This window comes from Sulfurovum indicum (genome assembly GCF_014931715.1).
In the GTDB taxonomy this organism is placed as follows: Bacteria; Campylobacterota; Campylobacteria; order Campylobacterales; family Sulfurovaceae; genus Sulfurovum; species Sulfurovum indicum.
Map to the genome: position 1 here is coordinate 1,092,560 of NZ_CP063164.1, position 12,973 is coordinate 1,105,532.

At 39.6% G+C, this 12,973-nt stretch carries 14 protein-coding genes; 8 read left to right on the forward strand and 6 right to left on the reverse strand.

Annotation, left to right across the window (positions count from 1 at the left end; genetic code table 11):
* Nucleotides 1-6 precede the first annotated feature (6 nt).
* Nucleotides 7-1,143, reverse strand: a complete 1,137-nt coding sequence (locus IMZ28_RS05510; RefSeq protein WP_197549737.1) for a type IV pilus twitching motility protein PilT — start codon at nt 1,141-1,143, stop codon at nt 7-9.
* Between the two features lie 189 nt (nt 1,144-1,332).
* On the opposite strand from IMZ28_RS05510, the gene IMZ28_RS05515 reads away from it, so the two are divergent.
* The 6 genes from IMZ28_RS05515 to IMZ28_RS05540 all read left to right on the forward strand — a co-directional run bounded on the left by IMZ28_RS05515 (nt 1,333) and on the right by IMZ28_RS05540 (nt 5,955).
* Entirely contained in the window at nt 1,333-2,160 is an 828-nt protein-coding gene (locus IMZ28_RS05515; RefSeq protein WP_232087526.1) for a hypothetical protein, read from the forward strand.
* 61 nt (nt 2,161-2,221) lie between these two features.
* Nucleotides 2,222-2,668: a hypothetical protein gene (locus IMZ28_RS05520; protein WP_197549738.1), complete on the forward strand. Its 447-nt coding sequence runs from the start codon at nt 2,222-2,224 to the stop codon at nt 2,666-2,668.
* Nucleotides 2,669-2,689: 21 nt separating this feature from the next.
* Nucleotides 2,690-3,304 carry a hypothetical protein gene (locus IMZ28_RS05525; protein WP_197549739.1) on the forward strand — a complete coding sequence of 205 codons (615 nt, stop codon included), beginning with the start codon at nt 2,690-2,692 and terminating at the stop codon, nt 3,302-3,304.
* A 739-nt stretch (nt 3,305-4,043) separates the two neighbouring features.
* Nucleotides 4,044-4,697: a TetR/AcrR family transcriptional regulator gene (locus tag IMZ28_RS05530; protein WP_197549740.1), complete on the forward strand. Its 654-nt coding sequence runs from the start codon at nt 4,044-4,046 to the stop codon at nt 4,695-4,697.
* A 57-nt stretch (nt 4,698-4,754) separates the two neighbouring features.
* A complete protein-coding gene (locus IMZ28_RS05535) occupies nt 4,755-5,360 on the forward strand; it encodes a class I SAM-dependent DNA methyltransferase (protein WP_197549741.1) in 606 nt (201 codons plus the stop codon).
* Between the two features lies 1 nt (nt 5,361).
* Nucleotides 5,362-5,955, forward strand: a complete 594-nt coding sequence (locus IMZ28_RS05540; RefSeq protein WP_197549742.1) for a DUF2238 domain-containing protein — start codon at nt 5,362-5,364, stop codon at nt 5,953-5,955.
* 8 nt (nt 5,956-5,963) lie between these two features.
* Here the strand turns inward: IMZ28_RS05540 and IMZ28_RS05545 are convergent, their stop codons facing one another.
* On the reverse strand, nt 5,964-6,524 hold the full coding sequence (locus IMZ28_RS05545; protein ID WP_197549743.1) for a Tll0287-like domain-containing protein: 561 nt from the start codon (nt 6,522-6,524) through the stop codon (nt 5,964-5,966).
* Between the two features lie 129 nt (nt 6,525-6,653).
* Between IMZ28_RS05545 and IMZ28_RS05550 the strand changes: the two genes are divergently transcribed.
* A complete protein-coding gene (locus IMZ28_RS05550; protein WP_197549744.1) occupies nt 6,654-7,358 on the forward strand; it encodes a DUF445 family protein in 705 nt (234 codons plus the stop codon).
* Between the two features lie 122 nt (nt 7,359-7,480).
* Here the strand turns inward: IMZ28_RS05550 and IMZ28_RS05555 are convergent, their stop codons facing one another.
* From IMZ28_RS05555 to IMZ28_RS05570, 4 genes are all read right to left on the reverse strand, one after another.
* The gene (locus IMZ28_RS05555; RefSeq protein WP_197549745.1) at nt 7,481-8,359 is read right to left on the reverse strand and encodes an FRG domain-containing protein; all 879 of its coding nucleotides are present in this window, start codon (nt 8,357-8,359) and stop codon (nt 7,481-7,483) included.
* Nucleotides 8,359-9,330, reverse strand: coding sequence for a Fic family protein (locus IMZ28_RS05560; RefSeq protein ID WP_197549746.1), 972 nt, complete (start codon nt 9,328-9,330; stop codon nt 8,359-8,361). Before IMZ28_RS05560 ends, IMZ28_RS05555 begins: the two co-directional genes overlap by 1 nt.
* A 384-nt stretch (nt 9,331-9,714) precedes the next feature.
* Nucleotides 9,715-10,650 carry a class I SAM-dependent methyltransferase gene (locus IMZ28_RS05565; RefSeq protein WP_197549747.1) on the reverse strand — a complete coding sequence of 312 codons (936 nt, stop codon included), beginning with the start codon at nt 10,648-10,650 and terminating at the stop codon, nt 9,715-9,717.
* Between the two features lie 7 nt (nt 10,651-10,657).
* Nucleotides 10,658-11,380, reverse strand: a complete 723-nt coding sequence (locus tag IMZ28_RS05570) for a methyltransferase (protein ID WP_197549748.1) — start codon at nt 11,378-11,380, stop codon at nt 10,658-10,660.
* A 260-nt stretch (nt 11,381-11,640) separates the two neighbouring features.
* On the opposite strand from IMZ28_RS05570, the gene IMZ28_RS05575 reads away from it, so the two are divergent.
* Nucleotides 11,641-12,897, forward strand: a complete 1,257-nt coding sequence (locus IMZ28_RS05575; RefSeq protein WP_197549749.1) for a BaiN/RdsA family NAD(P)/FAD-dependent oxidoreductase — start codon at nt 11,641-11,643, stop codon at nt 12,895-12,897.
* Nucleotides 12,898-12,973: the final 76 nt, after the last annotated feature.

Genomic DNA, 12,973 nt, shown 5'->3' on the forward strand with positions numbered 1-12,973 from the left:
CAGGTACTATTCTGATTTGAACCCAATATCCTCTTCTTTTTTTGCATGTTTTTTTGCAGCATATTCATTACTGAGCGTGAACATGAGTTTTAAGTCAGCCGGACTGCTGGCATACTCATAGGCCTGATCTTCTGTGATCTTCTCATTAAGTGTCAGATCAAAGAGTGCTCTGTCAAAGAGAACTGAGTCGTACATAATTCCTTCTTTTGCAATGGCATCAGGAAGTTCATTGTCTCTTTTGCTTCGAATGAGTTCTTGAACAAGCGGTGTTTTGAACATCATCTCTACAGCCGGTATCATATTTCCGTCCGCACCTTCGACAAGACGCTGAGAGATGGTTGCCTCGAGTGTTGAAGCAATAACCTGTCGTACACGGTTCTGTTCTCTTGCAGGAAAGAGCCCGATCACCCTGTCAATCGTTTCCTGGGCATTGAGTGTATGAACGGTCGAGAATACAAGGTGTCCTGTATTGACCGCCTGAACAATACTCTCCGCTGTTGCCGTATCACGGATCTCTCCAACCATAATAATATCCGGATCCTCACGCAGTGCAGCACGGAGTGCCGTATCAAAACTGTAAGTATTTATGCCAAGTTCACGCTGCTCTACAATAGACTTTTTGTCTTTAAAAACATATTCGACAGGGTCTTCGATCGTAATGATGTGGCGAGGATGTTTCTGATTGATCATTTCTATCAATGTCGCAAGTGTTGTTGTTTTGCCGCTTCCGGTAGTTCCTGTCACCAAAATCAGACCACGGCGAAGGTCAACCAGTTTCTTTAATGCCAGGGGGAGATTGAGCTCTTCAAGTGTTCTGATCTTGTCAGGAATAAGACGGAAGGCAATGGATACACCATTTATATGCTGGAATATATTGAAACGAAAACGGTATTGTTCATCGAGCTTATAGGCACCATCATACTCTTTTTTCCTATCAAATGCTTCATAGCTGTCATGTGTCAAAAATACAACCAGTTCTTTTAGGAGCTTATCATCTGATACTTCCTTGGAGAGCTGAACAATGTCACTTTTCAGCCTTGCATACAAAGGGCTGTTGCTTTTGATATGCAGATCCGCCCCTTCAATGGAGATAAGCATATAAAGCCATCTGTTAAGCCTCTCTTCTACTTCTTCAATTGACACTTTATCTCCTTTTGCAGATCTGCGTATTCATATAGTATCCAAAACTATAAGATAATGTAAAGTTAGCGGCAACTTATAATGATTTGAAAATAAGTTTGATATAATCACACCTTTAAAGGATATCAAAGATGAAAATGATGGTATGGTTCACATTTACGTGGAGAGCATTGTATAGAAACAGAATATGGCATGGCATTAAAAAAGGTACTGCCCGCCTCACTGCTGCTGCAGGATCATAGGTCGGATCTCATGCAGGATCGTTATGTTGCAGATATAGGAGATTTTGGAAAATTCCAGCTCTTCCGCTACCTTTTTAACCAATCTGAGAGTCCGCTGAACGGAAAAGCACTGGCCCAGATTTGGTTCATGCATGAAGGGGAGGGTGAGAGGAACAACGATGGCAGGTATATAGACTATTTCGAACGGATGACGGGATCTGACGAATATCTGGAGTATTCTCTTATGGACCTTGTTATGCGTAACAAACGCGAAGTGGAAGAACTTGAGAAGCTGAAACTGCTTAAACATGCAAAATTCTTTTATGACACTGTTCCCAAAGCCCTTGAAGACCGTTATCTGTGGCTGAACAAAGCACTGATGTTCTCCAGCAGATCACAGATCGTTGCTGTTGCACCCGATAACGGAATGGCACTTAAGTGCAACAGAAAAGAGAAGTGTTTTGACTTTTTGACCCTTGCGGATCATTACAGACAGAAAGTGTATCCGCACAAATACATTTTTTCCGATGAAATAAGCTATTTTTATCGTCTGCCTTATCTTGAGATATGTATTGTCTATCAACACTTGGGACGCTGTTTTTCACACAATGAACAGATAGCTTCACTGATGAAAGATCTAACGAGCAGGTATCATCACGTAGCCGCTGTCAAACACAAGCCATATTCACCAAGGGTCTTTTTCTTTTTATGTAAAAGTCAAGTGATCAAAGAGAGCTTGATACTGCGTCTTGAAGCATTTACAAAAGAGTTTTCGGACTTTTGGGAACTGTTTCAATAGAGAAACGGTTAACCCTATTATCCTATGATTATATTATCCTAATAAATCAAAGGATCAAAATATGGATAAACGTCACCTGATAAATGTAACGCTTTTGCTCTCTGCACTTGCATGCACCCCTTTGAGCGCCACAGAGCAGATCGAAGTTTCGGGAAGCATACAATATGAGCGCAAGAATCTTATAAAAAGTATTGCTCTTCATCTACATCAAAAAGGATTGGATAAGGAGGCAGCAGTAAAAATATCCGGTGAACTGGCAGGTGAAGATGCATTACGCTTCAGCCTGATGGCAGAGAATCTTATGGCTCATTGTTCAGAGTTGAATGGTGGAGAGGTCATTGAGTACTTCAGTCAGGAGGCGCTTTACCGACAAAAAGTTGAACTTCACTCTTACGGATACCTTGTCGGTATGGTCACAAAGATCAAACAGAGATCACCGGATGAAAAAGTACTGCAACAGCTTAGCAATATTGCCAAAGTCAATCAAAGCATATTAAAAAATGTATAAACACCGCAAAAGGAAATAAAAATGAAAAAAACAACACTATTTATGATAGCTTCAGCAACAATACTTCTAGCAGCACCTGGAGATGCTATGCCAATGCAGGGTATGCAGGGGCAGGGTAAAGGGATGATGAATTCCAAATGCAGAATGATGCATACAAAAATGGCAAAAAAGAAGATGGACTCTCCATTTCTCATCAAACATGGTTTGCCGCATTTAACAAAAATGATTATGCCTTACCTTAACGATCCGGCATTCAATCTGACTGCTGTGCAAAAAGAGAAACTTGCAGGAGTAAGAAAAGAGACGATAGGTGCCATCAGACAGATCAAACCGGAGATCATGCAACTCAAAAAGGAGATCGTACTGGCCAGCAGCTCCGGAGCAAGTGCAGATTCACTCAAAAGCAAAGTTGAAAAGCTGGCAGACCTTGAAGCCAAGGCAACAATGGTGCATCTTAAATGTATTGAAAAAACCAAGAATATTTTGACAAAAGACCAGCTTCTGTTCCTTTTGGCAAACAAGAACAAAATGAAAAATATGAGGGGTCAGGGAAAAATGAAAATGATGAAATGTAGCTCCGGAAAATGCGGAGGCATGATGGGGCAGGGAAAAATGAAAATGATGCAGAACCAGTAAAAAACAACGGCATACAAATGTTGGGTAAGTCTTTCAAAACAGGCTTACCAAACTCAGATTCTCTATTTGGTTAACATAATATAAATTCTATTAAAAAACAGGATCAATCCTCCCACACAGAAGTACAGAACTATTATCAGAAAATATCAAATAGATATTTCAGTTGCAGCAGCTCTTGTTACTTCGCTGTTGAAATGATTGATGACCTGTATTTTGTACGATATCTCCAAGCTCTTCAATGACAGAAAGCCTATCCCGCTTTTTCTCTTTTCTGATTATGATCATTTTGTAATAATGCAGATGCCATATTTATAGAATCACCAAAAACAGTTTGTGCCTATCAGATGAAATATCCTAAAACACCCCAAAACATCTCACACTAATATTATAAAATATATTAAATGGGAACTTCTTTTTCGTTTGTATGCGCAACCCAAAAGACTCTGGAAAGAAAAAAGAAGATATTTTTAATATTTAATAATATATTTATTATGCTTATCTGCATCTGTATATCTTCTAAATAAAAATATATCCTCTGAAACCCCCTGAATATCGTATGTTCATGGGCATATAGTGAACGTTTGTTCTTTTAATATAATTTCAAATTGAAGCTTTAAGAACACTTGTTCATTAAAAAGAAATATCTTTTTTTAATTTATGAACAGTTGTTCTTAAAGCTACTTTTCTCTCTCTTGACAAATGAACAATTGTTCTTTATAATATCGTAAAAGGAGCCGCAATGAACGATAATACGGGCACTTCCGCCCTATCAAAAGGAAGCAAAACCAAGGAGAAGATTCTCAAGCATGCATTAAAGCTCTTCTCTGCCAAGGGTTATAAGGCAACTACTGTAAGAGATATTGCCGGATCTGTCGGTATCAAGCAGAGTGCACTCTATAACCACTTTAAAAATAAAGATGAGATACTTGAAACCCTTATCTCCAATCTCACCAGATCGGCGATAGTGACCTTATTCAGCAATAAAGAGGGCCAGGAGCTTCATAAACAGGGAAAATCACTTTTAATGAGTATTGCCACTACCTTCAAGCTTTTGAGCTTTGATACGGAAAATGAGGCACTTTTCAAGCTTTTGATGCAGGAGATCTTTCGAAATACACGTATTCGTGAGATATATAACGAATATTTTTACCAGGAGAATGTCAAAAAGCTCTCCGGGGTCTTCTTCGCAATGATGCAGGAGGAGCAGATCAAGTCTTCAGACCCTCTGTTGCTTGCAAATGAGTTCTTTTCACCTCTGTTTTTCTACCAAATGCAGGTTTCATTGTTAAAACTGGACAAAAAATCAACCTCTTCTGTGGTATCATTATTTGAAAAACATGTTGAACATTTTTGGGATAATATTAAAATAGAGAAGCAAAACACCCTCTTTTAGGTAAATACTAATTAATATTAACCAAAATTTCAAAAACTATATTAAGGAATATGAATTATGCAAAAAGAAGATCTCTTTGCTCACAAATCAAAATCATGGGACATGAACTCCAAACGTGTCGGGAATGCCCGAAGTATTGCGGAATTAATAGTAAAGAATATTAGTCTTGATAAAACAATGGAACTTATGGACTTTGGTGCAGGTACAGGCCTTTTGAGTTATTTCATAGCACCATATGTAAAAAAGATCACAGCTGTAGACAACTCCCCTTCAATGCTTCTGGAGTTTGAAAACAAGTGCAATGAGTTTGCCTGTGAAACAGAAGTCATTGAAAAAGATCTGAGTACCCATACCTTAGACCGGAAATTTGACGGGATCATCTCCTCCATGACGGTACATCATATCAAGGACCTTGTCGATCTTTTCTCGAAGTTCTATGATATGCTCAATGAGAATGGCTTTATTGCCATTGCAGACCTGGACACAGAAGATGGAAGCTTTCATAGTGACAATACCGGTGTACACCATCACGGTTTTGACAGAGAAGTTCTTAAAGAGATAGCAGAAGAGGCAGGATTCAGAGAGGTGAGCTTTGATACGGCATCGGTCATCAACAAACCTCACAGAGAGTTCACCGTTTTCCTGATGACAGCTGTAAAGTAAGATGAAATATCTCTGGCTTGCCGTTTTTATGAGCGTACTGATCTGGTCAGGCATCGCTCCCAAAGACCAGTTGACATGGTTTCTGGAGGTATTCCCTGCTTTGACAGGTTTTGCTCTGATCATCTACACCTATAAAAGTTTTCCGCTTACACCCCTGCTCTATACGCTCATATTGATTCATATGATCATTCTGATGGTGGGCGGTCACTATACCTATGCGGAGGTACCGCTTTTTGACTGGATCAGGGAAGTCCTGCATCAAAGCCGTAACAACTATGATAAAGTGGGGCATTTTGCACAAGGGTTTGTCCCGGCTATTCTTGCACGGGAGATACTCATTCGCAAAAAAGTGGTCAAGCAGAGTAGATTGTGGTTAAACTATATTGTATTAAGTATCATTTTAAGCGTTTCTGCCTTCTATGAAATGCTGGAATGGTGGGTTGCCCTCGTTTCAGAGCAGGCTGCTGACGCATTTTTGGGTACGCAGGGATATGTCTGGGACACCCAGTCTGATATGGCATGGTGTCTTTTGGGCGGCATCACCGCCCTGCTTCTGCTCAGCCGTCATCATGACAGAGAGCTGGAAAAACTCTAAACCCCGGATCAGTGTTTTTTGATCTCGGCAACGATGACACCTCTGAGATCCCCTTCTTTGAATCCAACAGCCTGGTCATGCGGATAGGCACTCTTTAATGCATCTTTTATCTTTGGATCAAGTGTGTTTCCGTGACATTTAAGACAGACTTTCCCGGTTACAAGCGGTTTGTAGACACGGGTTACATCTCCCTCTTCTATGACCTTGATGCTCTTGTTGTCAAGTTGTTTCTCTTTGATGGCTGCTGCAAAAGCTTCCATCACTTTTCTGTCGGTTGCATCCGGAGTATTGACTTTGTTGTTACGCACTTTCAGTGAAGTTCTTCTTACCGTAGCATACTTTGGCAGTTTGGCATTGACCTCATTCGTGATCCTTTCTGCACTGCCTGTACAGAATGCCAGTGCTTCCATGCCGCTTGGATCATTTTTCATATGTCTCTTCAGTTCACTTTTAAGTGCACCTCCAAGCATTTTGATATACTTGATTCCCTCTTGTTTGACCGACATGTCGTCAGCCATTGATACCGATGCCAACACTACAGTTGATAATAAAAAAGCCGATAGTCTCATAAAGTCTCTCCTTACAGTTTTTATGGGATTATAGGTAAGTTTTTTTAATGGAAGGTTAAGCCTGGGGAAGACAAAAACAGATAAATCCAAAATATGTTATAGTTCAACAAAAATTCAAGAGGAGCACACATGTCAAAATCACTCATAACCGATCTTGTTTCCATACTCCTTATAGCACTTTCATTTACTGTAGAGATGCCATACCGTGATGCAGTGCTTTTTACTGGACTGTTTGCACTTTCAGGTGCCGTGACCAATCAGCTGGCCATTCATATGTTGTTTGAAAAGGTCCCTTTTCTGTACGGATCCGGCGTGATCGAGAAGAATTTTAAACAGTTCAGGCTCTCTATTAAAGAGATGATCATGAAACAGTTCTTTACGAAAGAACAGCTTGGAGAGTTCTTTGCCAAAGAGGAGCAGAAGATAGATTTAAAACCGTTGGTAGAGAGTGCAGACTTTACACCGGCATTCGAAGCGCTCTCCAAAACGGTCATGGAGTCCAAATTCGGAGGTGCTGTCGCAATGTTCGGCGGTGAAGAGGCATTAGAGGGGCTGAGAGAACCCTTCTCCCGAAAACTCAAGTCAGCGGTAAGCGCCATTGTCTCTTCAGAGACATTCAAAAAGCAGCTTGACCATCATATACAGCACTCTGCTCTGAGCGAAGACATGATCGAAGCCGTTGACACATTGATCACTGAGCGTCTTGAAGAGTTGACACCACAGGCGGTAAAAGAGCTTGTGCAGAAGCTTATCAGGGAACATTTGAGTTGGCTTGTGGTCTGGGGCGGAGTATTTGGAGGGCTTATCGGACTGCTCTCCTCTTTTGTGGTGTAGCCCTTTATTGAGGGCTTTATCAAGATTTAAGATTTTAAAGAATTAAAAAACTCTTGTTCTTTTTCATCACTACTTTTATAATCTGTTAGTCTTATATATGTTGCCATTTTATTTTGCCTTTTTTAAAATTTCTTTAAAAACTCATCTTTAAGTCCTTTTATTAATTCTTCTTCAGATTTAGTTTTAAAATCTTCATTTTGCATTAAAAGTAATTTGGTTATATATTTTGATTCTAATGTTTTTAAAATATCATCTTTTTGTGATGCTGGTAATATATATTTTATACATTGGTTCCTAATATTTCCATCATCTAAATCATTACTGTTCCAATTATAATCTTCATAACTATCATAAAAAAAGTTTTGCTTAAATTCATCACAATCTTTATCAACTTGAGTTGATTTGCAAACTGTGTATTGGGCTTGCTGTAAAGAGTGTCTTGCATGAGTGTTTAGATGTTTCCCAAGATGAATAACTGTACTTTTATCTTCAGATACCATCGAATTATCATTACTTTGTTTATAGATATATATTGCAACCTTATTAGCATTTACATTATCACTATATGCAAAATATGCAGCTATATATGGATTTTCAGTCCAATCAAGCAATGGCGATGGAAAACCAAAATGTCTTAGATAAACTATAAAATCATAAGCAAGAGGATGATCAAATATATTTCTATGTCCATCTTCAATATATGGTTTATTGATATATTGAGGTACACACCATTCTTTACCAGTATATTCATATATTTTTTTAACTAAAGAAGCAATTTCATTATGATATTTTTCTTCAGAATAAACTTTAATATCACTATCTCTAACTAAAGTACTTTCTAATTTCCAAGTTGAATCAGCATGTCCACGGAATAATACATCTGTTGGTTTTGAGATAATATTTGTAACTTGCTCAAACTTATTTTGACAAATCTGTTCCTTTACTATTTGTTCAAACTCTTCAAATGAATTTAATTCAATTTCTTTTATATTTTTATCCACTAAACAACCTCCCAATGTCCAGCTTTTAAACTACCAACTCTTTTGATTTTATCTTCATCTTTGAGTTTTTTAATAACCTTTTTTACGCCTGATTCACTCATAGATAATTTTGAGCAGATTTCGGCTATGGTTATCTGAGAATTCTGTTTCATAAGTGCCAATATTTTTTGGTCACTTTTTTGTTTACTTTTTTGGTCACTTTTTGCACTCTCTTTGATATACTCTTGAAGTGATTTTAAGATAATTCCCAGCATAAATTCTATAAATGGGGTGCTTTCCCCTGCACTTCCTGCATCTTCTAAGGCTTCATAGTATTTTGTTTGGTTGGCTCTTATCATACTCTCTATTGGTATATGTTCAAATAGGTCTTTAAAAGATTTTAGTATGACATTCTGCCAAAGTCTTCCTATCCTTCCATTTCCATCGTTAAACGGATGGATAAATTCAAATTCATAGTGAAACACACAACTTGCTATAAGAAGATGCTCATCAGTACTGTTTAGCCACTCAAATATCTCTCCCATAAGTTGTGGCACCATGTTTGATGGTGGTGCAACATGAGTTACACCATCAGCTCCACCAACTCCTACATTAGATTGTCTATATACCCCTGCATTGTTTAGAAGATTACCCATAAGTAACTTATGAGCATGAAGTAGATCTTTTTCGCTTTTGTAATCATACTTATTAAAATAATCATAGGCTAATACTGCACCCTTAACCTCTTCTATCTCTCTAGTTGTTCCTAAAACAGTTTTTCCATTTATGACACTTGTAACCTTAGCCTCATCAAAACTATTTCCCTCTATTTGAAGCGTGCCCGTAATCGATCTGATTCTATTTTTTTTACGAAGCTTTAAGGTGCTGTATTGTTTATCTATATGTTTAATATCTGAGATGAGTTCAGATATTTCACTTGTGAGCTTTACTATCTTTGATGTAATGGTATAAGGAGGTTTATATGTAGCCACTATTTTCCTTTTTTAGAGATAGAGGGTTGTTTTAAATATAGAAATTTTATAAAATATAAATAATCTATTTCTATCACTATTTGATCTTTTACAAATTATATTTTTATGGTGTTGAGGATTTTTCAACTACGATTTTTTGTAAAACTCTGACTATTATTATAGTTAAGTATAAATACTATATATTACTCAGCTTTTACTTTTTAAAAATCCATTACCCTCTCATTTTAGTGCTAAAACTTTACTATATTATTCTACTATATTTTGTAGTAAATGTAATAAAATTGTAAAATATTAAAAATTCTAAAAAGCAAAAAGTTTTTCAGAAAGTATTAGACTAGGTTTATAGGAGAAAGTGTAGTCTCTCCAGAGGTGCTTTAGGGATCTCTACACGATTTTTGTAGCCGTAAGGAAAATGTACTGTTTTCCGGTAAGGGTTACACGGTATTTTTTCTGCTGCAAATACTTTTTACAGAAGATGACATCGTTAAAAAGAAGACTCATTTCACTCATGGCATAGTTGGGGGCTTTCGCCCCATAGATCAACTCTCCTCCTTTCCATCTGGAGTTCGGGAACCCCAAAATAAGGGCAGAGTCCTCTTTATGGAGGTGACTCTGTACCAGTTCCATAAAAAAAGGTTTGAAATTGATCCCCGGGCTTTGAAGTGTTCCGATACTGATAAGCAGATCGAACGTACCGAGGTCAAGTTCTTGCAGGCGGTTGATATCGTGTATATGAAAGGTGACATTCTCTTCGGGAAATAATGCCCGGGCATATGCTATTGCACTTTTTGAATGATCAATACCTACAAGCTCCATATTTTGATATTTTATAGTATCTAACATCTTTCTGATAACTTCAAACTCATCCCCCCTGTTGATACCGAGGTTTAAAATGCGTTTTCGTTTCTCTATGGCTACATTTTCCAGTGCCTGTAGATAATAGTAGAAAAATGCCGGCTCTTCCATTTTATGTATTTGGGAAAAGATGGAATCAGCACCATATTTCTCTTCTTTGTTTTCTCTCTTCTCATCATGAAAAGAGATATCAGCAGTGATCTTTTCAAAAGTGAGAGAGAGAAGATGAGACTCTTTTGAAGGCAGAGGCACAAGCATACGGCACTCAAGCAGCTGAGCCAGCTCCATCCAGGCTCTTAAACTGCGATAAAGATAGTCTCTTCCGTTCACTTCAACTTCAGTACCGGCATAGACACCGTTCACTGTATCCGGATTAAGTACCTCGAATGTGACCTGATGATCCGTTTGCAGTTTCTCTTTGAGGAGAGGAAGGATCTCCTGTATGGTCTGGGTTGTAAAAATCATGGTGTTATTATAACATGGTTGATTTTTCAGGACGTTTACTTCCTGTGCGCTCATGAATAAGTACGATCTCATACTCCAGGTGGTCAAGGGGATAACTCTCTATAAGCCGCTTCATCTCTTTGTAGCCCAACACGTTGCGCCCTGCCCCTACACCGCTTTTTTTCATATAGCGGAACATTTCCCTGACTGAAGGGAACGCCAGTGTGTATTGCAGGAGTTCGATGTCGGCATCAAAATATTTCTGCAGCAGTGCTATGACCTCTTCTCTGCTTCTAAGCAGAGGCGGAAGTCCGGCTGTTTCATAGAGTGTTTTAAAGGTATTGGAAGTAAAAACAGAAAGGGAGACCGGTGCACCCAGTCTGGCAATGTTCCCCAGTGTTGCATCAAGGTCTTTGGCCCATTGCAGTGCGGAAGAGGAGATGATCCGGTCAAAACGGTAGTTTGAAAGCGTTTCAAAGGAGCTCTCTTCATTGAAGTCTTTCATCAGAAGCGTAATATTCTTCCCTTTGGGATGCAATGCTATCATCCCCTGTGCAAAGTCCATGCCGACAAAATGTGAAAGTTCCCAGTCAATAGCCTGATATACGCCGCCTCTGCCACATCCGATATCAAGTATGTGTGCAGGTTTCTCATCGATCCTGACGATGAGTTCCTCCAGTACCCTCTTCTGTATGACATTGACCTGGTTGTATGCTTTTGCATTTTGGGAGAACTCGCGCTGGATCTTCATGACACCTTCAGACTATATTTTTTTGCTGTTTTGGAATTTCGGCTCCACTATGAGCGCATTATACATTTTTATTGGTTAGAGATGTTCCATAAAAAGGGAGGGACCCCTTCCTAACATTAAAAGGGAGAAGAATGTTTGATGTTTTTGAAAGGAAGTTAAAACATTGTTTTAGGAAGGGGGCTGATAGCAGTATAATAAAGCTTTACTAATCGAATGTTAATCGTATGACATTTTGGTATCATTTCAAATAAAGGAAATATATGGCTGAAAAATACGATTTGATCGTTGTCGGTTCCGGTGCTGCCGGGATGATGGCTGCCATTACAGCAGCAAGAAGCGGTGCTTCTGTCCTGCTGCTTGAAAAACTTTCAAAAATCGGTGCCAAACTCAAAGCTACCGGTGGCGGACGCTGCAACCTGACAAATACCCTTGACAATGAAACGTTCATGTCCCGTTTCGGACGTGACGGAAAGTTCATGATGCCCTCCCTTCAGGCTTTTGACCATACTGCACTGACCGCCTTTTTCAAAGAGCTTGGTGTAGAGAGTCATGCTCCTGACGGCTTCAGGGTCTTTCCTCGTACACACAGTTCCTCCACGATCATTGATGCAATGCAGCAGGAGATGCAGAGGCTGTGCATCACAGTAGCGTGTTCACAGCGTGTTGTCAGTCTGGAACATAACGGAGAGAGGATCACAGGAGTGGGAACGGAAAAGGGATCGTATTCGGCAGATATGGTCGTCATTGCAACAGGAGGTAAAGGCTATCCCGTGCTTGGTGCAGAGGGAGACGGCTATCTCCTGGCAGAATCGGCAGGACACAAAGTAACGGAGCTCTATCCTGCCATGATGCCTCTGAAAACCAAAGAGAAATGGGTGGGAAGCTGCCGTGCCGATACCATCGCAAAGGTTGAACTTCGCGTCAATATGAAAAAATACAAGAGACTCCATGCCAAAGGTGATCTCATCTTTACAAAGGAGGGAATACGCGGACCTGTCGTACTCGATTTTTCCCGGGAGATCACACCGCTGCTGAGCAAATTTGAAGAGGTACCGCTTATTGCCAATTTTACCAAAGGCATGAATGAAGAGCAGATACGGGAGCACTTCAAAAAGATCATTGCGAAAGAGCCGCAAAGCGATCTGCTGACACTGCTCAAAACGCTTCTACCGGAGTCTTTGAGCCTGGAACTGTGCAAACTTTCAGACACCGATCCCTCTTTGACCCTGGCCAAACAGAAAGGTGAAGCCAGAGACCGCCTTTTCAAACTTTTAGTCTGGACACCTCTGACCGTCAACGGGCATGACGGCTTTAAAATGGCAATGATAACACGCGGCGGTGTAAGCCTCAGGGAGATAGACCCCTATACCATGGAGAGCAGAAAAATAAAAGGACTTTACTTCTGCGGAGAGGTCATGAATCTTGATGGGCCCTGCGGAGGATACAATCTTCAGTGGTCATTTGCCAGCGGCTATCTTGCCGGAAAGGCAGCTGCCGGGCAGCTTCACCTTTCATGAAAATAAAATGCAGTCGGTAAATACACCAATGGTTAACCAAAGTGTATTATGATTTTGAAAAATATGAGGGATGACC